We start from the raw sequence: 18,376 nt of genomic DNA on the forward strand, positions 1-18,376 counted from the left end.
CGGTTCGCGTGAAGAAAACGCGTCAAAATAAGAATCTAGTACCGACGTCACGTTTTCAAAAAAACATAACATATCGAGGAAACGCCCATGCTGAAGCGCCTGGTCCTTGCCTTCATTGTTTCGGGAAATTTTCTCGCGGCAAGCCACGCCGCGGAGGCGCCGCCATCCGGGCCCCTCACCGTCGCCAAGCAGGGCAGCTTCTTTGTCGGCGGCCGCGAGGTGAAGAGCGACGCGCTCTCGACCGTTCCGACGTTCGGCGCCACGGGCACGATCACCGTCGACCAGATGTATGTCCGCTACCAGACCCCGCTGCAGCCCAAGGACTATTCCATCACGCTGATCCACGGCTGCTGTCTGACCGGCAAGAGCTGGGAGACGACACCCGACGGCCGGATGGGCTGGGACGAATATCTCCTGCGCCGCGGCTTTTCCGTTTACGTCATCGATCAAGCCTGGCGCGGGCGTTCGGCCGCGAGCCCCGTCGCTGTCAACGTCGTGAAGACCGGGAAGGCCGCACCCGACACGCTGCCGGCCTTCATCTCAGCCGGTCATGAGCCGGCCTGGGCGATCTTCCGCTTCGGCACCGAATATCCAAAGGTGTTTCCCGGACTGCAGTTTCCGCTGGAGGCGCAGGACGAGTTCTGGAAGCAGATGGTGCCGGACTGGCACTATTCGATGACGCCGCCGGTCCCGACCGTGAAGGCGCTGTCCGAACTGTCTGAGCGTCTGGGCAAGACGGTGCTCGTCAGCCATTCCCAATCCGGCATCTTCCCGTTCCAGACGGCCGCAATGAGCCCGAAGGGAATAACTGCCATCATCTCGATCGAGCCGGGAGCATGTCCGGGCGGCGACTTTGATATGACGGCGCTCAAGCAGATCCCGACACTGGTCCTGTTCGGCGACTTCGTCAGCCAGTCGGAGGTGTGGAGCAAGCGGCTGGAAGGTTGCAGAAGCTTCGTCCAGGCCGCGAAGGCCGCCGGCGTCGACGCTGAAGTCGTCGCGCTGCCGGACGTCGGCATTCACGGCAACTCGCACATGCTGATGCAGGACAAGAACAACCTTCAAGTCGCCGACTGGCTGATCGATTGGCTCGCGACGCACGTCGAGAAGCGCGCCGCGAAATGACGCGCGCTTCAGCGGAGGAAAGGTACCGCCTTTTCCCGCACAAGGTGTTGTCAGGCTCGGCGCGGCTATGCCAATTGCTGCGGGCTCAGGCTGCCGAGCCACATGCGGGCCGAGTGGATGTTGTGAAAATCCTTGATCGCAATCTCTTTGGCCAATTTCGAATGGATGCTCCCGATTGAGACCTTGCCGAAGAATGTCAGCGACACGGCGGTAGCGACGGCCTTGAGACCCGCCGCCCGCGCCCGTGGCAGCCAATCTTCCACGATCCACTTCTGATCTTCGGCGTGGACGATCGGCAAGTCCGAATCATCGCCCAGGATCCTGTCGGCGGCATGCTGCGTGAGCATGCCAAGGATGATTTCATGAATGAAGCGAAGCTGGGCGCTGGTCGCGTATTTCCGCCACACGACCGCGATACAGGAAATGCTTTCATCGTAAGAGAGAGAACAGATCGGGTTGTCGTGCGGACTGTTCAACAACTGGATCCCGTCGATGGATTCGCCTTCGATGATCCGCTTCAGCTCCGTCAGAGAACTCGCACCCATTCTGACCCCTCTTCTACCACCTGCATCCCCACGCGCAGCGGCGGTATACTAGGGCGCGGACTCATAACGCGCGGCCAGCCATAGCCGGATAGATGCAAGTTGGACGAAGGCAAGGTAGTTTCCTGCAAGCCTGTCGTAGCGCGTTGCCACACGACGACATTGTTTGATCCTGTTGAAGAACCGTTCGACCTGGTTACGAGCACGATAAAGGTATGGACTGAAGCAGATCCCATCCCTGCGATTGCTTTTCGGCGGGATGTTGGCCCACGCGCCTTTTTTCATGGCCAGCTCTCTTATCCAGTTGGCGTCATAGCCGCGGTCGGCAAGCAGCATTGACCCGGATTTCAAACGAGACAGCAGTTTTCCGGCAAGTCGAACGTCATGGGCCTCACCCGGGCTCAGCGCCAGCCGTACCGGCAGACCATTGCTATCGACCAACGCATGGATTTTGCTCGTCAAGCCGCCGCGGGACCTTCCCATCGATTGGCGCTGGTTTCTGGTGATGCAGGATCCATGCTGATGCACGCGGACAATGGAGGTGTCGATCATCTGGACAGCGGCATCGTGGGCAGCGGCAAGTGCGTCTATGATGCGGCCCCAGACACCAGCCCGCCGCCAACGGACGAAGCGGTTGTAACATGTCGTGTACGGACCAAACATCTCGGGAAGATCACGCCAAGGTGCTCCGGAGCGCAAGACCCAGAAGATGCCATTGAGGACACGACGGTCGTTCACCCGAGGAACGCCACGCGGCTTGTTCGGCAACATGGGCTTGATTGCAATCCACTCATGGTCAGCGAGTTCGTAGCGCATGATTCGATCCCCCAGTTTGGAAGCTTGAATCACAGGGGTCTGGCCAAACGCAACGGTTCCGGGCGGGCCCCGGTTGGACGCTTGCGGGACAGAAGCGGACATCAGCCGACCAACCCACAATCTCCAATGACCGATTGCTGACGCGGAATCGCAACGCCGCAGTGTTAAACCGAGAGTGCTATTGAACTCAATCAGCGCATCGTACAAGATTGCAAAAATGACTTTCGTCGCCGGGTTGGGGGACAATTCATGGATGCCCGATTGCGCACGTTTGTAGCGACGATATTGGTCCTGGCTTTTTCCGTGAGTCTGGCCTTTGGCGAGGAGCCCTCGCCCGACTTGACCGGATATCAGTATTCGCAGCCCATAGAACCAACCTTTTCCGATCTTCCCTATGCGACCCAGTCGCCATCGCAGAAGCTCGATCTCTATCTACCTATGGTGAAAAACGGGCCGGCACCGTTAGTGATTTGGATTCACGGCGGCGGATTCCGTGTCGGTGACAAGCACTCCATGCCCCGGCGCAATTTCGGCCCTGCACCCAAACCGATGGGGCCCGACGGGCCTTATCAAATCCAGGTCCCGGATGTCGCCGCGCTGACCCGCAAAGGCTATGCGGTCGTGAGTCTCAATTATCGCCTCGTTCGTCGCCCCGGCGATGCGTTTGCTGACTTCGCCCTTCCTGCGGTTCAAGACGGTAAGGCCGCCGTGCGCTTTCTTCGAGTCAACGCAGACAAGTATGGACTTGATCCCGGAAAATTCGCCGTCTGGGGCAATTCAGCCGGAGGCTTCATCGCCGCAATGCTGGCTGTCACGGGGCACCAGCCAACGGTGTTCGACGATCCTGCCGTTGGTAGCTCGGACAACGCCGGCGCGGTCCAGGCCGCCGTGATCTGGTACGGAGCGATTGAGGTCCGCGACCAGAGTATTGCTCGCTACATTTCAGCAGCAAAAATCATCCCTCCAATCTTGATCGCCAATGGCGATGCCGACACCAGCGTTCCCGTAGTCGAAGCGATCCGGCTTCACGACGAACTGCTGAAGAAGGGGGCGAAATCCATACTCACGATTTTGCCCGGCGCCGGTCATGAGGATCCAGCCTTCATGGCCACGCAGATGCTTCCCACGTTCAAGTTTCTCGATGCCGTTTTTGGTCGATGACGAAGTAGTGAACGTCGCTGCTTGGCCCCAAGGCGAAGTGCCGCGACGTCCGCTCCCGCGCCGCTGTTGAGAGAGAAGCAGACATCAGGTGGCCAACTCGCAGCAGCCGACTTTTATGAGTACGCACCCTAGCGATCTGCCGGCGCATTTGGAACACCGTGCAGAGCGATCACGGTCGGCGCGTCCTGCGGTTCCACCTGCCGCCTTTGCGGCTGACGCTGCAGGTCTTCAATCATCGCCCGTGCGATCTCGCGCTCGCCCATGATGACGGTATCGGCGCCCAGTCGCGTGAGATGATCGACCTCGGCGTCCGAATGCGCGCGGGCGATGATTCGGATCTGCGGATTGGCGGCGCGCGCCTGCTGGACGATCTGTCCGGCTTCGAACGCTTCGGGAATCGCGACCACCAGATATCGGGCCGCGGATGGATTGGCGGCGGCGAGCACGTCGGCGCGGACGGCATTGCCCATGATCGCCTCGATATCCTTCTGCTTGAGCCCAGCGACGATCGCATCGGCATCTTCGATGACGAGAAACGGCTGGCCCGCCTCCTTCATGGCGCTGCCGACGATGTTCCCGACCCGGCCGTAGCCGACCAGGATCGCATGACCGGTCAGGCTCGTGACCGGGATCGCCTCGCGAGCGGCAGGAGCGGCGGCCGCCTTCGGCGACGCCCGCCTCGGATCGAGGCGCGGTATCAGCCAGTCGACACCTGCGAAGATCAGCGGATTGAGCATGATTGAGAGGATCGCTCCGGCCAGGATCAGGTCGCGACCTTCCTTCGGGAGCAGATTGGTTACAACGCCGATCTCCGCCAGGATGAAGGAGAACTCTCCGATCTGGGCGAGACTGGCGGAGATCGTCAGCGCCGTGGAGACCGGATGCCTGAAGGCCAGCACGATAAAGAAGGCTGCCACGGATTTTCCGATGGTGATGATGAAGATCGTAGCGATCAGCGGCCACGGCTCGCGGATCACACTCATCGGATCGAACAGCATGCCGACGGAAACGAAGAACAGCACCGCAAAAGCGTCCCGCAGCGGCAGCGACTCCTGTGCCGCGCGCTGGCTGAGCGGGGATTCCGTCAGCATCATCCCGGCGAAGAAGGCGCCGAGCGCGAGCGAAACGTCGAACAGCTTTGTCGCGCCGAATGCAACGCCGAGCGCGATCGCCAGCACGGCGAGCCGGAAGAGCTCGCGGGAGCCAGTGTGCGCAACGTAATGCAGGATCCAGGGGATGAGCCTGCGTCCCACCACCAGCATCAGGGCGATGAACAGGCCGACCTTGGCGACTGTGAGCAACAATGTGCCCGTGAGTCCAAGACCAAGGCGCGCCGCGAGCGGACCGGCGGTCTGCGCATCGCCGTTTCCACCGAGCACGCTCGCAAGGGCCGGAAGCAGCACGAGCGCGAGCACCATCGCCAGATCTTCCACGATCAGCCAACCGACGGCGATCTTGCCACGATCGGTATCCATCAACCGGCGCTCCTGCATCGCGCGAAGCAGCACGACGGTGCTGGCGACCGACAATGCCAGCCCGAACACGAGGCCCGCTCCGACCGACCATCCCATGGCCTGAGCAAGTCCGAGCCCCATCAGCGTCGCAACCGCGATCTGGACGACGGCACCGGGCAGCGCGATGGCGCGGACAGACAGGAGATCGTTGAGAGAGAAATGCAGGCCCACCCCGAACATCAGCAGGATGATGCCTAGCTCCGCCAGCTCCGTTGCCAGCGCCTGGTCCGCGACGAAGCCGGGCGTAAAGGGGCCGGCCGCAACTCCTGCGAGCAGATAACCGACCAACGGTGGAAGCCGGAACCGCTGGGCCAGGGCACCGAACACAAAAGCAAGGCCAAGCCCTGCGACAATGGTCGCGATAAGTGGCGTATCATGCAGCATTTTCAGCTTTTGGCACAATCTGCCGCCGATGTCCCGCGGACCTTTTGTGGCGACGTGTCGCACTTGTTGCTTGCGTTGATTGGCGCAGTCGCTACCTGATGAGATGAGCTGCAGCCTCGTAGCCCGGGTGGAGCGCAGCGCAACCCGGGACCTCTGCATCAACGTTTACGAGCTGTCCCGGGTTACGCTGACGCTCCACCCGGGCTACACATCACGACGATGAAAACTGACACGCAGTCCCTCAAGATCGAGATCGGCCATGCCGGCGCGGTCTCGGCGCTGCTGCTTCGTCCGCCGCAGGCTCACGCGATCTATGTGTTTGCGCACGGCGCAGGCGCCGGCATGACGCATGGCTCGATGGAGGTGATTGCCACGGGCCTCGCCGCGCGCGGCATCGCGACGTTGCGTTACCAGTTCCCCTATATGGAGAAGGGCAGCAAGCGGCCAGATCCACCCGCGATTGCGCATGCCACCGTGCGCGCTGCGGTGGCACAGGCCGCAGAGCGGTGCGCCGGCCTGCCGCTCTTTGCCGGCGGAAAATCCTTCGGCGGGCGGATGACGTCGCAGGCGCAGGCGGTCAAGCCGCTTGCCGGCGTACGCGGCCTGGTGTTTCTCGCCCTCCCGCTGCATACAGCCGGAAAGCCATCCACCGAGCGGGCAAAGCATCTCGCTGACATCAAAATCCCCATGCTGTTCCTGCAGGGCACGCGCGATGCGTTGGCGGACTTGAAGCTGCTCGAGCCGGTGGTCAAGGAGCTCGGATCATTGGCGACGCTGCATCTCGTGAAAGAAGCCGATCATTCCTTCCATGTGCTAGTCCGTTCGGGCCGCAACGACCGCGAAGTGATGGACGAGGTGCTCGATGCATTCGCAGTGTGGGTGGACTCGATCGTTTGAAGGCGCTCGAGTGAGCGGCTCCCTTCACGCCTCTCCCAGATCGATCTGCGTCAATATCCCCTGCCGCAGCGCCAGCCGGACCAGCTCGATATCCGAGCCGACGCCAAGCTTGTCCTTGATCAGGGAGTGCAGGTTCGCCACCGTCTTGGGACTGATGTGAAGCGCCTCGGCGATCTCCTCGGTCGTCCTCTCGGCAAGTAGCATGCGCAGCACTTCGAACTCGCGCGCGGAGAGGACATCCGCGACGGCGGCCTCGCCGGCAAGCCGGCTGAGCGCGAGTTCATGGTCGATATCGGGACTGATGGCGATCTTTCCGGCCAGAACATCCATCACGGCGTGCACGAGCGTCTCGGGCGGGCTTGTCTTGGTGACATAGCCGCGGGCGCCGGCACGGATTGCCTGCACCGCAAAGGCCGCGTTCTGGTGCATCGTGAACACGAGGATCCTGGCGCGCTTGTCCCATTGCCTGATGCGCCTGATCGCCTCGATGCCGCCGATGCCGGGCATGCTCAGATCCATGATGACCAGGTCGGGCTCGGTGGCCTTGAACAGCCGATAGGCCTCGGCGCCATCGGAGGCTTCAGCAACGACGCGCAATCCCGGCTGCTTCTGCAGCACCGAGCGATAGCCCGCGCGAACGACGGCGTGATCGTCGACCAGCATGATGGCTCGGCCGCTGCCATTCATGCCGCGTACTCCAGGGCGACGCCGTGCTGGCGAGACCGCACGACGGGAATAACGACGCGCAAGGCAAAGCCACCGTTTTGCCCGGCCTCGGAGCTCAGCCGCCCTCCCAATGCCGCGACGCGTTCACGCATCCCGAGCAAACCCATTCCGGATTTCACGGCTGGATCGCTGAGCCGGCCGTCATCCTCGATGTCGAGCTCGATTGCGGCGTCGTCCGAGGGAGCCTCGGCTTCACGCATCCCCAGTCGCAGCACGACCCGCGTTGCGCCTGCATGCTTGGCCGCGTTGGTGAGCGCCTCCTGCACGATGCGGTAGAGATTGGCGCTGACCGCCGCGGGCAAATTCTCGAACATGCCGGAAAAGGCGATCTCGAAGCGGGGCCGTCCCCGGCTGCGCCCGTTCCAGCCGGCGACCAGACCTTCCAGGCTTGCGGCCAGGCCAAGTTCCTGGACGTCGGGCGGACGCAATCTGAACAGCGCGCCGCGCAGCGTCTCCATCATGTCGGTCGCAATCCGCGCAATGCCGTCGCATTCGGCGAGCATGGCAGGACAATCCTGTCCCGCTGTACGACGAGCCGATGCCGCCAGCGCGCGGATCGCGGTGAGCGACTGGCCGAATTCATCGTGCAGCTCCCGCGCCAGATGCCGGCGCTCCTCGTCCTGCAACGCGATCAGCCTGCGGGTCAATTCACTGCGCTCGGCCAGCGCCGTGCCGAGGCTTTCCGCGAGGTGATTGAACACGTCGCGGATGGTCGAAAGCTCGGCAAGATCGAACGGCGGCAGGCGCGCCGTGAGGTCGCCTGCGGCGATCCGCTCGAGACCGCTCCGGATCAATCGCGTCGGCCGAAGTGCGCGTGCAAGGGCCGCATAGACCAGAGCGCACAAGAGCGGCAGCGCAATCGCGAGCACGGTCATCAGACGGCCCGCTTCGTGCCAGGCCTCGGCCGTGAGCACGGCTGGATCAACCCAGACGACGGCTTCGCCGACCGTGGTGCCGCGAGACATCACGGGTCGTGTGGCCTCGCGGCCGGGATCAAACAGGCTGCGATAGAACGCCGCGAAAATTTGTGGCGGAGCGCTGTTCTCGTTCGGCGCACCACCGCAGAAGCGCTGCCGGATATCGCCATCGCTTGCGCGAAACGCGAGACAGAGACCGGGCGTTATGACCGCAGTCGCGACATTGTCGAGGTCGGGAAATCCTGACCGCGGATTATTCACCCACTGGAGCTTGTTTTGTTGCAGCTCCAGCGTCTTTGCCGCGACTTCGGCGATCGCATTGATCCTGGCGCGCACGGACCTATCGGCATCGATGAGGAAATAGGCCGAGATGGCGGCAAAGCAGAGGGCCGATACGGCCGCAACGCGCAGCGTCAACCGTACCTTCAGATCGCTCCTGTGGTTCCACATCTTGCGGATACCCCTCGCGGATGATTTTGGACTCCCGGTCTGCGAGCGGGAGCCATACATTTAACGGCAGAATGCAAGCGGCGCAAAGCGTTGCCCGCAACCCGAAAATGACGTCGTGAAATTTTCCCGGCTCTCGTCGGGAGGCGCTCAGCTTCGGCGGCAGACCTGGTCGGCATAGCCTTCAGGCCCACATGATCGCTGAAAGGTCCGCCGATGCGCCGATACTCTCTTGATTTGCTGACCGTCACTGTGCTTGGGCTCTTGCTGGGTTTCGGTTCCGCCAGTGCCGATAGCGGCGCGCCCGCAGCGCGGACCCTGGGCGTCACGATTGAAGACTTCGGCTATCTCGACACCTCGGGCGAGCCCATCGATCAGACAGCCGCCCATCTAGGGCGCCTGCAAACGTTCATGGCCGCGCTGAGACGCGACGTCGAGGTGGACGGGCACTACCGCCTCGTCCCGCCCTCGACGGACGATCGGGCAACGTCCGCCGAGCGCATGCAGGCCGCCGCGCAACGCGGCGCCAATGTCCTGATCACCGGCGCCGTTCAGAAGATGAGCACTCTGGTCCAGTTTGCAAGCGCGGCGGTCATCGACGTCGATACCAACAGGATCCTGTTCGAAAGGCGCTACACGTTTCGGGGCGACAATGACGAGGCGTGGAATCGCGCCGAGACCTTCCTGTCCCGCGACATCCGCGCGGCGCTGGCGGCGCAGCTAGCCGCATCTCCGGCGGTTGCGTCGACGCCGATCGCGCTTGCGGTGTTCGACTTCGAACTGGAAGATACCACCGCCGCCGCTCAGGCAAGCGGCGTCGCGGCTTCGGATGCCGCACAATTGGCCGATGTCACCTACGGCGTGCGCGAGCTGTTCGCGCAATCGGGCCGCTACCGCATGATCGAGACCAGCGGCACGAACGCGGAAGCCGTCAAGGCACACACGCTGCGCGACTGCGGCGGCTGCGAGGCCGGCATCGCCGCAAAGCTCGGCGCGGACCAATCGCTGATCGGCGTGGTGCGGCGGGTCAGCCGCACCGAATACACGATCGGATTTCAGGTCCGCGACTCCCGGACCGGCGCCGTCGTTTCTCAGGCCGACAGCGGGCTTCGCATGGGCGCCGACTACTCCTGGCGGCGGGGTGCCGTGCGCCTCGTCAAGGATCATCTGCTCGAGAACCAGGCTCAGCAGTAAGCCGCTGCACGGTACCCACCTTTGATGACGGCACCGACCTGGATGCAATCGTCAGAGCATGTTGCCGACGATCTTGGTCATCTCGGCTGCCGAATACGCCCGCAGCGTCTCGCTGCGAACATTGCCGAGCGCGCCGAGGCTCAGACTGAGCGACATCGCGGATGACTCATCCGGCGCCTCGATGAAGGTCACGACGTCATATCGCCCCTGGGTCCAGACGATCTCCTTCACCTTAACGCCGAATGTCTTCGCCATTTCCTTGAAAGCTTCCGCCCGTTTCGGGGACTCCTTGGCGTTGCGGATTCCCTGATCGGTGAACTTCGTCAGCACGACATAAGTTACCATGGCCGTCCTCCTTGGGTTAGGACCCGGTGCAACTTGGCATGAGGAAGTCGCGCCGAGCATGCCACAGCGGCCCACACGCGGCCACAGACTCCTTGAGGAAGGTCATGGGACGTGACCATTTTTGCCAGGCAGCTCCAACCGGGCTACGGTGGCGCCATGGCACCGACACGAATCCTGATCGTCAATCCCAACACCACCGTCACGATGACTGAGACCATCGCCGCCGCGGCGCGCGCGGTGGCATCTCCGGGCACTGAGATTGCGGCCGTCACCTCGGCGATGGGGCCTGTCTCGATCGAAGGGTATTACGACGAGGTGTTCGCGGTCCCCGGCCTGATCCAGGCGCTGTTGAGCACAAAGGACGCCGACGCCGGCATCATCGCCTGCTTCGACGACACCGGATTGGATGCGGCGCGATCGGCGGCACCATTCCCGGTGGTCGGCATTTGCGAGGCGGCGCTGGTCACTGCCGGCCAGCTCGCAAAGCGCATCGCGGTCGTCACCACGACGCCGCGCTCGGTCGTGCCGCTGCAAGAGCTGGTGCGTCGCTATGGATTTGCCGAACGGGTCTCGGTGACGGCATGCAATGTCGCGGTGCTCAATCTGGAGAGACCGGGCTCCGGTGCGAAGGAAAAGCTCTGCGCGGAGATCGAGCGTGCGCTGGAAACGGGCGCGGAGGCGATTGTGCTGGGCTGCGCGGGCATGGCCGATCTTTCGGCCGCGCTGTCGCAGAAATTTGGCGCACCCGTCATCGATGGCGTCGCCGCCGCGGTGAAGCAGGCCGAGGCGCTGGTCGGCCTGAAGCTCACGACCTCGCGCCGCGGCGCCTATGCGTTTCCAGCCGTGAAGAGCTACACGGGCCTGCTAAAGGAATTCGCACCGAAGGGCGCGTGAGCTCGTCATTGCGAGGAGCGACAGCGACGAAGCAATCCATATCTCCGCGAGCGGCGCTATGGATTGCGTCACTTCGCTCGCAATGACGGAAGGAGTGTCTACGCTGACGACGGCGCGCCGTAGATGCGGTCGCGCAGGCGGCGCATGCCGGCAAGCCAGCGGTCGCGACCGGATGCTTTCCGCTGCATGTATTCCTGCACCTGCGGGTGCGACAGGATCAGGAAGCGTTCTTCCTCCATCGCCTCGACCACGATCCGCGCGACTTCGGCCGGCTGCATCACGCCATCGACTCGCGCCGCGCTCGGGCCCGGCGTGGTCATGCCAGTCTGCACCGACTGCGGGCACAGCACGGAAACGCGGATGCCGCGGTCGCCATACTGGATGGCAAGATGCTCGGCGAGCGCGACGGCGGCATTCTTGGTCACGCCATACGGCATCGAGTTCAGCGAAGCGAGGAGACCCGCGGCGGACGCCGTGTTGAGGAGATAGCCGGAGCCGCGCGCGAGCATGCCGGGCACCAGCGCCCGCGCCGCGAACACATGGCTCATCACATGCACGCGCCAGCTCACGTCCCAGTCGGCGTCGGAGGCCGTCTCCTGTCCCTTGCGCGACAGCCCGGCATTGGAGAAGAAGACGTCGACCGGGCCATATTTGGCTTCCGCCGCCGCGACCAGCGCCTTGATGTCCTCTTCCAGCCCGACATCGGCGGTCACCGCCAGCCCATCGATGTCGCCGGCGACGCTCGCAAGCCGCTCGCGCGTGGTCTTGAGATCGGCGACGACGACACCGCGGGCGCCAGCCTCGGCATAGGCCCGCGCCACCGCTTCGCCGATACCACAAGCCGCTCCGGTGACGACGCAGACCTTGTCTTTCACTTGCACGACGGAGCACTCCGTTTTTCGGTTTGACTCTATCTTTTCGCCGCCCGGCGGCACTGGCAACCGCTTTCTGGACGACGCCTCTAGGCCCGATTCGGACGCAATCAGGCCCGCGGAACCGCCACCCGTGGCTTGACTCGGGTTTGAAATCTGATTTCATATATGCAAATAAGAAGTCATATATGAAATGAGGAAACCATGGCCCTCCTGCCCGAAGCTGCAATCGCCCACTACCGCGAGCACGGCTATTACGCGCCGATCAAGGTCATGTCGGCAGCCGAGGTCGAAGGCATCCGCAGGAAACTGGAGGCGCATGAGACCGCGCACGGCCTGCTGAAGGGATCGATGCGGCACAAGAGCCATCTGTTGTTCACCTGGCTCGATGGGCTGATCCGCCATCCGGCCATTCTCGACGCGGTCGAAAGCGTGATCGGCCCCGACATCCTCTGCTGGAGTTCCTCGTTCTTCATCAAGGAAGCCCGCGATCCCGGCTTCGTCTCCTGGCACCAGGACTCGACCTATTGGGGGCTCGACCCCGCCGATATCGTCACCGCATGGGTCGCGCTCTCCGAGAGCACCGCCGAGAACGGCGCGATGCGCGTCATTCCCGACACCCAGACGCTGGAGCAGGTCGCCCACCGCGACACCTTTGCCGCTGACAACCTGCTGACCCGCGGGCAGGAGATCGCGGTCGACGTCGATGATAGCAAGGCCGTGATGCTGCAGCTTCAGCCCGGCGAGATGTCGCTGCACCACGTCCGCCTGATCCATGGCAGCGACCCGAACCCGTCCGCGAAGCGCCGGATCGGCTTTGCCATCCGCTATCTGCCGACCCATGTGCGGCAAATTGTGGGAACGAACGACAGCGCCACGCTGGTGCGCGGTGTCGACCGCTACAGCAATTTCGCACCGGAATATGCCCCGGAGAGCGACCTGTCCGACGCCGCGATTGCCTTCCACGCCCACGTCATGGGCGACCAGCAGAAGGTCTTGATGCGGAACACGCAAGCGAGCGCCATGCGATGAGCATGCCGCCGAAGGAGAGCAAGCCCAGATGACCGACCTGATTACCGACCCCAACGATCCGCGGCGCCGCATGTTCGGCGATTACCGGTTGAAGCCGAACAGCGGGGTCAATCCACCCTATTCGCCGGCCTATCCCGTGGAGTGGGGCTGCACGTTGCGGACGGTCGAGATCATGACGCGCGTCGCGCCGGGCAAAGTGGCGAGCCTGCTCGCCGATACCCCGTTCGAGATCGCGAGCGACCGCGTCGCCTTCCGCTTCATGGTGTCGCCGGGCCATTCGCTGGCGGTGCATGCCGGGCAGATGTTCGATCTGATGATCACCGTTCCCGTGCGCTACAAGGGCCTGTTCACCGAGACGCATATCTTCATGTACTGCAGCGACCCGATGGGTATCTGCGCCGGCCGTGAAGTCTTCGGCTACACCAAGAAGGATGCGCACTACACCTTCAATGAGCAGCCGGACGGCTCGATCAACGGATCGGTCAGGCGGCGCGGCATTGCGCTGGCGGATTTTTCCTTCACGCCAGACCGGACGGCGCCGGTCATCCGCATCGTCGACGGCAGCGAACTGCCCGCCGGCGAGATCCATGTCCGCCGCCTGCCGCATCCGGAGCGCTTGGAGACGGCCTATGCCGACATCGCCTATCGCCGCACGCCGCTGAAATATTCCGCGCCGCTACCAGGCCGCGCCACAATGACGCTGCACTCAAGCGAATACGACCCGATCGCGGATCTCAAGCCGGAAATCCTGGGCGCGCATTTCATGGTGTCCGAGGTCTATGGCGGCGGTTTCGAGGTCGAAGACCGGCGACTGATCGAGCGCCTGATTCCATGAACGACAACATCGACCCGCGCGCCAAGCACGCGCGGGCACAAACATCCGTGCGAGAGCGCGGGCCACACAAGGGAGGGTTTTGGATATGATAAAGAGTTTTTGGTTGAATCGCCGCCGGCTGCTGGCCGGCCTTGGCGGTATGGCATTGGGCATCACGAGCCTCAGTGTACAAGCGCAGGAGCCCGGGCCGCTTCGGCTCGGCGTGCTCACGGATATGTCGAGCCTTTATGCCGACGTCACCGGGCCCGGATCGGTGCTGGCGGCGAAGATGGCGGTGGAGGATTTTCAGGCCGCGCCGCACAAGATGACCCGGCCGATCGAAGTCGTCAGCGGCGACCACATGAACAAGGCCGATCTCGCCGCCAACATCGCGCGCGAATGGATCGACCGCAACAATGTCGACGCCATCATCGACGCGCCGAATTCCTCGGTGGCGCTCGCGGTGCGCAACGTCGTGCAGCAGAACAACAAGACGCTCCTGGTGTCGGGCGCGTCCTCGTCCGATCTCACCGGCAAATCATGCTCGCCAAACCTCGTGCACTGGACCTACGACACCTACGCGCTGTCATCGGGCGCCGCGCGCGCGGTCGTTGGCAGCGGCGGCAAGACCTGGTTCACGCTGACCGCCGACTATGCCTTCGGGCACGCGATGGAGGCGGACGTCAAGAACGTCGTGCAGAAACTCGGCGGCAAGGTCGTCGGCGGCGTGCGCACGCCGATCAACAGCCAGGATTTCTCCTCCTTCCTGCTGCAGGCGCAGGGTTCGAAGGCGGAGGTGATCGCCCTGATCAATGCCGGCGGCGACACCATCAATTCGATCAAGCAATCGGTCGAGTTCGGCATCCCGCAGGGCGGCCAGCGCGTGGTCGCGACCGTGCTTTATCTCAGCGACGTGCATTCGCTGGGGCTGAAGACGGCGCAGGGCCTGCAGTTCACCGAATCCTTCTACTGGGATCTCAATGACGATACCCGCGCCTGGTCCAAGCGCTTCGCACCGCGCAACGGCGGCCGCTATCCGACTGCGCTGCAGGCCGGGGTCTATGCCGCTACGCTGCATTACCTCAAGGCCGTCGACGCGCTCGGAGCCTCCGGCGACGGCAAAGCGGTGGTGCAGGAGATGAAGAAGCTGCCGACCGACGATCCCCTGTTCGGCAAGGGCAGCGTTCGCGCCGATGGCCGCAAGCTGCACAACATGTATCTGTTCGAGGTCAAGAAGCCGGAAGAGTCCAAATATCCCTGGGACTATTACAAGCTGATCAAGACCATTCCGCCGAGCGAAGCGTGGCGACCGCTGGAGGAAGGCGGCTGCGACTTCCTGAAATCATGAGCGGCGAAGTAGCGCTCGTCACCGGTGGCGGTGGCGACATCGGCAGGGCAATCGCGCTCGCGCTGGCCCGGACCGTCTCGGCCGTCGCGATCGTCGATATCGATGAAGCGGCGGCCGCGGCAACAGCGCGCCTCGTTGAGGCGGCCGGCGCCAAGGCGCTGGCCATCCGCGCCGACGTCTCGAGCGCGGCGGAGACGGCGGCGTTTGTCGAAACGATCGAGCAGAAGCTTGGTCCGATCGGCATCTTCGCCAACAACGCCGGCATCGAAGGCGTGGTCGCGCCGCTGCACGAATACCCTGAGGATACGTTCGACCGGCTGTTGCAGGTCAATGTGAAGGGCGTATTCCTCGGTCTCAAATACGTGCTGGCGAAGATGAGGCCACGCGGCCGGGGCGCGATCGTCAACACCGCATCGACCTCGGCGATCCGTGGCCGTGCCGGGCTCGCCGGCTATGTGGCGTCCAAGCACGCGGTGCTCGGCCTGACCCGCACCGCGGCGCTGGAAGTGACGGGAACGAAGATCAGGGTCAACGCGATCCTACCCGGTCCGATCGAGTCGCGCATGATCCAGGAGCTCGAGGACCAGGCGCGCGAGCGCTCAGTCGCGCCACGGCGAAGCGGCGGTGCGCCATATGGAAAGCCGGAGAATGTCGCCGATGTCGTCGCGTTTCTCGCTTCCGACGCCGCCGCGCATGTCAACGGCGCAGCCTGGGTCGTCGATGCCGGCATGACGGTAGGTTAGAGAGAAGCCCGCTTCACCTCCCCTTGAAAAGGAGAGGTCGGTTTGCGCGTACAACGCGCAAACCGGGTGGGGATCGTCTCTCTCCACGAGCACTTGCGCCCGGGGCTTGACCCCCACCCCGCCCTCCCCCTTGCAGGCCCTTGCAGGGGGAGGGAGCACACCTGCATCGTGGCTGCTAAGGCACGCCGCCGATCTTCTCCGACACGATCTTCGCGGCGGCGCGCAACTCGGTGGCGATGGTGGCGGCTTCGCCGGCGGAGATGCGGCCCTCCCGCACCAGCGGCACGGTCAGCGCAGCGACCGCGCGGCCTGACGCTTCGACGATCGGGCAGCTATAGGCGAGGATACGCGTATAGCCGTCGTCGTCGGAGAAGTTGCCGCCCTCCTCCGAGATTCGATCCAGCGCCGCGAGCGCCTTCTTTCCGCTGATCCGGTCGTTCGCGGCGATGACCTCCGCGAGCTCCTGGCGCCGGCCCTCAAGCTGGAACGCCGCGAGCACCTTCGCCGACGCATATTGCTGGGTCAGCGGAAACACGGCGCCGACCTTGACCGACCAGCCCATCAGCCATTCCGGCTCGATCCGCGCGATCACCATGAACTGCTCGCCGTGCAGCACGGTGAGATGGCAGGACAACCGCACGCGGCCGGCAAGCTGCTCCATCACGGGCAGCGCGGCCTTCAATAGCCGCTCGGTCGGCGGGAATTGCGAGGCGATCCGGAACAGTTGCAGGGTCAGCGTGTATTCCCCCGTCGCCGGATCGCGCGTGACATAGCCGCGACGCTCCAGCGCCACCAGCATGCGGAAGATCTCGCCGACGGAACGGCCGACCCGCTCGGCCAACTGCTTCTGGCTGAGACCGCGCGCCTCGGCCGACAGCGCTTCCAGAAGATCCAGCCCCTTTTCAAGGGCGGGAGCGCCCGGTTGCACATTCTTTGCCTTCTTCATCCGTGAAGCCTTGGGACATGCCAGCACATCATCTCGCCGCCGCAGGCGGCAAGGGAACGAAGCCTGGATGTACCTGATCACCCGCGCGACGAAAAGTTATCTGCGCGGTTGGCCCACGTGGACAACCTCCACGGCTGTGAATTGCCTCAACGATCCGCGGTGGACGCCAACTGGATGTGCTCGGGGATTCCGGCGGCGAACGATCTATTTCGTCGGTGTCGGATAGACCAACGATTGATCGTCGATCTCCTGAGCGCGCAATTTCTCGACGCCGGCCATCGCATGCAGTTGCGCCAGCGGTGGCATGGCCGTAGCAGTCAATTCAATCGAATGCGAATGCGGCCGCCAGAACAAGGTTCCAATAACAATCACAACGGCAATAGAGATAACTGAAATCATTGAGCGGATCATAGGGCATCTCCCTCTCCACTCAAATGAGTCTGCGCTATCAGCCTAGGGTTCGAGACCCGCGCCGATTGCGGATCATCGCTGCTAAACCCTGGCGCTCGGCAAGGCGAAGGCTGTCGTTGCTGATTCCTGCACGAAATTGTCGAGAATCACCGCCGCTCCAACCGCGACGACGACGGCGAACAGGCAGGCCAAGACGAACGCGCGCATCGTGTTTCTCCTCTTCACGTCATTTTGTACCACAGTTCCGCAGCGGATGAGTCCCCGCCGCGGGCAAAAGCAGTGTTCAGGCGGAAAGTGCGAACGCCTCGGCTTCGATGTCGATGAAGGTGCGCCCGAGCGCGCCAACCGATGCATAGAAGTCAGCCGACTTTGCCCGTTCCAGGTCGTGGAAGAAGCGCCTGATCCAGGGCGAAAGATGCCGCTCGAAGAAGTCGCGGTCGGCGCCGTCGGGCGCGGCGATGCTGCCGCCAGCCAAACCCGCCATGATCTCGCAGAGGAATCCGGCGTGATCCTCCGGATCGGTCCACTCCGGTGTCTTTTCGATGCCGAGACCATCAAGCGTTTCCCGCACCCGGACGAGCGGCCGCCCATATAACGTCTCGGCGAGATAATGCGACGCATAGGGCAGCAGCGCGCCCTCCCCCAGCCCGGCAAACAGCGCAAAGAACTCGCGCGACGCGCCCTCTTGATCGGTCCGCCGCGCCGCTTCGGCCAGCGCGATATGCACTATTCCGATCGGGCTGGCATCGCCACGCAGGGCGGCGAGACGGGAAAGAAGTTCGGCGTCCGGGCTGCGCGTCAGCAGGGTCGCCAGTAGCGCATATTCCTGCGCCCGGGCGCGGTCGATCTCATCGACGACGCGCCCGGCAGCGCCCTTTGGAATTGAGTCCGTCATGGTTCGATCCAAAAAGACATGCCGTTTTGTCGATCGCTAGCGCGGCAATGCGCTGCCATGACGCCGCTTTCGGGGAGAATCCTGTGCTTCCTCGGCAGGCGCTTGCTCGCCCTGCGCGCCCGGATCCGGCGTTTCATTCGATTGTGCACCGGCATCAGCCAGCGACGGCTCGTCGGTCGCGAGCGGCGGATCGGGAGCGGGCTCGCCGGAATCGGCCGTGCCGGGACCAACCGGACCGGCCGGCGACGTCATGTCCGCAAGAGCGTCGGGAATCTGCTGCAGCCGCCTTGAGACCTGCGCGAGAAGGTCGGCGGCGTTTTCCGCCGGATCGAGCGGACCGAACCCCGGAATTG

The 18,376-nt window shown here is 63.5% G+C and carries 20 protein-coding genes and 1 pseudogene; 9 read left to right on the top strand and 12 right to left on the bottom strand.

The features are described 5' to 3' along the window. Positions 1-87 precede the first annotated feature (87 nt). A complete protein-coding gene (locus OZ411_RS36170; protein ID WP_282531773.1) occupies positions 88-1,125 on the top strand; it encodes an esterase in 1,038 nt (345 codons plus the stop codon). Positions 1,126-1,190: 65 nt separating this feature from the next. Here OZ411_RS36170 and OZ411_RS36175 read toward each other — a convergent pair whose 3' ends face one another. Both OZ411_RS36175 and OZ411_RS36180 read right to left on the bottom strand, forming a co-directional pair. Then, positions 1,191-1,670 (bottom strand): hypothetical protein, encoded by a 480-nt coding sequence (locus OZ411_RS36175; RefSeq protein WP_130582001.1) that lies wholly within the window; start codon positions 1,668-1,670, stop codon positions 1,191-1,193. Positions 1,671-1,718: 48 nt separating this feature from the next. Then, positions 1,719-2,483, bottom strand: a complete 765-nt coding sequence (locus OZ411_RS36180; RefSeq protein WP_282531774.1) for an IS5 family transposase — start codon at positions 2,481-2,483, stop codon at positions 1,719-1,721. Between the two features lie 249 nt (positions 2,484-2,732). On the opposite strand from OZ411_RS36180, the gene OZ411_RS36185 reads away from it, so the two are divergent. Next, positions 2,733-3,644 (top strand): alpha/beta hydrolase, encoded by a 912-nt coding sequence (locus OZ411_RS36185; protein ID WP_282531775.1) that lies wholly within the window; start codon positions 2,733-2,735, stop codon positions 3,642-3,644. A gap of 128 nt (positions 3,645-3,772) precedes the next feature. Here the strand turns inward: OZ411_RS36185 and ybaL are convergent, their stop codons facing one another. After that, a complete protein-coding gene (gene ybaL / locus OZ411_RS36190) occupies positions 3,773-5,542 on the bottom strand; it encodes a YbaL family putative K(+) efflux transporter (protein WP_282531776.1) in 1,770 nt (589 codons plus the stop codon). 219 nt (positions 5,543-5,761) lie between these two features. Here ybaL and OZ411_RS36195 point away from each other — a divergent pair, with 219 nt between their 5' ends. Next, the gene (locus tag OZ411_RS36195) at positions 5,762-6,439 is read left to right on the top strand and encodes an alpha/beta family hydrolase (RefSeq protein WP_282531777.1); all 678 of its coding nucleotides are present in this window, start codon (positions 5,762-5,764) and stop codon (positions 6,437-6,439) included. A 24-nt stretch (positions 6,440-6,463) separates the two neighbouring features. Here OZ411_RS36195 and OZ411_RS36200 read toward each other — a convergent pair whose 3' ends face one another. After that, on the bottom strand, positions 6,464-7,126 hold the full coding sequence (locus tag OZ411_RS36200) for a response regulator transcription factor (protein ID WP_282531778.1): 663 nt from the start codon (positions 7,124-7,126) through the stop codon (positions 6,464-6,466). Beyond that, positions 7,123-8,532: a sensor histidine kinase gene (locus OZ411_RS36205; protein WP_282531779.1), complete on the bottom strand. Its 1,410-nt coding sequence runs from the start codon at positions 8,530-8,532 to the stop codon at positions 7,123-7,125. Before OZ411_RS36205 ends, OZ411_RS36200 begins: the two co-directional genes overlap by 4 nt. A 213-nt stretch (positions 8,533-8,745) precedes the next feature. Between OZ411_RS36205 and OZ411_RS36210 the strand changes: the two genes are divergently transcribed. Beyond that, positions 8,746-9,723: a DUF3280 domain-containing protein gene (locus tag OZ411_RS36210; protein WP_130582006.1), complete on the top strand. Its 978-nt coding sequence runs from the start codon at positions 8,746-8,748 to the stop codon at positions 9,721-9,723. A 51-nt stretch (positions 9,724-9,774) separates the two neighbouring features. Here the strand turns inward: OZ411_RS36210 and OZ411_RS36215 are convergent, their stop codons facing one another. Continuing rightward, entirely contained in the window at positions 9,775-10,068 is a 294-nt protein-coding gene (locus OZ411_RS36215) for a GYD domain-containing protein (protein WP_130582007.1), read from the bottom strand. Positions 10,069-10,224: 156 nt separating this feature from the next. Between OZ411_RS36215 and OZ411_RS36220 the strand changes: the two genes are divergently transcribed. Then, positions 10,225-10,962, top strand: coding sequence for an aspartate/glutamate racemase family protein (locus tag OZ411_RS36220; RefSeq protein ID WP_282531789.1), 738 nt, complete (start codon positions 10,225-10,227; stop codon positions 10,960-10,962). A gap of 98 nt (positions 10,963-11,060) precedes the next feature. Here OZ411_RS36220 and OZ411_RS36225 read toward each other — a convergent pair whose 3' ends face one another. Further along, positions 11,061-11,843, bottom strand: a complete 783-nt coding sequence (locus OZ411_RS36225) for an SDR family oxidoreductase (protein ID WP_282531780.1) — start codon at positions 11,841-11,843, stop codon at positions 11,061-11,063. A 195-nt stretch (positions 11,844-12,038) separates the two neighbouring features. On the opposite strand from OZ411_RS36225, the gene OZ411_RS36230 reads away from it, so the two are divergent. The 4 genes from OZ411_RS36230 to OZ411_RS36245 all read left to right on the top strand — a co-directional run bounded on the left by OZ411_RS36230 (position 12,039) and on the right by OZ411_RS36245 (position 15,771). Beyond that, positions 12,039-12,866 (top strand): phytanoyl-CoA dioxygenase family protein, encoded by an 828-nt coding sequence (locus tag OZ411_RS36230; protein WP_282531781.1) that lies wholly within the window; start codon positions 12,039-12,041, stop codon positions 12,864-12,866. A gap of 28 nt (positions 12,867-12,894) precedes the next feature. Then, a complete protein-coding gene (locus OZ411_RS36235) occupies positions 12,895-13,701 on the top strand; it encodes an acetoacetate decarboxylase family protein (protein WP_282531782.1) in 807 nt (268 codons plus the stop codon). 139 nt (positions 13,702-13,840) lie between these two features. Continuing rightward, the gene (locus tag OZ411_RS36240) at positions 13,841-15,028 is read left to right on the top strand and encodes an ABC transporter substrate-binding protein (RefSeq protein ID WP_282531790.1); all 1,188 of its coding nucleotides are present in this window, start codon (positions 13,841-13,843) and stop codon (positions 15,026-15,028) included. After that, positions 15,025-15,771: an SDR family NAD(P)-dependent oxidoreductase gene (locus OZ411_RS36245; RefSeq protein WP_282531783.1), complete on the top strand. Its 747-nt coding sequence runs from the start codon at positions 15,025-15,027 to the stop codon at positions 15,769-15,771. Before OZ411_RS36240 ends, OZ411_RS36245 begins: the two co-directional genes overlap by 4 nt. Positions 15,772-15,946: 175 nt before the next feature. On the opposite strand, the gene OZ411_RS36250 is transcribed toward OZ411_RS36245, so the two are convergent. From OZ411_RS36250 to OZ411_RS36270, 5 genes and pseudogenes are all read right to left on the bottom strand, one after another. Beyond that, positions 15,947-16,717, bottom strand: a complete 771-nt coding sequence (locus tag OZ411_RS36250) for an IclR family transcriptional regulator (RefSeq protein WP_282531784.1) — start codon at positions 16,715-16,717, stop codon at positions 15,947-15,949. A gap of 204 nt (positions 16,718-16,921) precedes the next feature. Further along, positions 16,922-17,128 (bottom strand): hypothetical protein, encoded by a 207-nt coding sequence (locus tag OZ411_RS36255; RefSeq protein ID WP_282531785.1) that lies wholly within the window; start codon positions 17,126-17,128, stop codon positions 16,922-16,924. Positions 17,129-17,209: 81 nt separating this feature from the next. After that, entirely contained in the window at positions 17,210-17,335 is a 126-nt protein-coding gene (locus OZ411_RS36260) for a hypothetical protein (protein ID WP_282531786.1), read from the bottom strand. A gap of 76 nt (positions 17,336-17,411) precedes the next feature. Continuing rightward, the gene (locus tag OZ411_RS36265) at positions 17,412-18,023 is read right to left on the bottom strand and encodes a molecular chaperone TorD family protein (protein WP_282531787.1); all 612 of its coding nucleotides are present in this window, start codon (positions 18,021-18,023) and stop codon (positions 17,412-17,414) included. Between the two features lie 36 nt (positions 18,024-18,059). Further along, positions 18,060-18,376, bottom strand: a pseudogene (locus OZ411_RS36270) (DUF3306 domain-containing protein); the annotation flags it as partial.

This window comes from Bradyrhizobium sp. Arg237L, assembly GCF_029990105.1.
Taxonomy (GTDB): Bacteria; Pseudomonadota; Alphaproteobacteria; order Rhizobiales; family Xanthobacteraceae; genus Bradyrhizobium.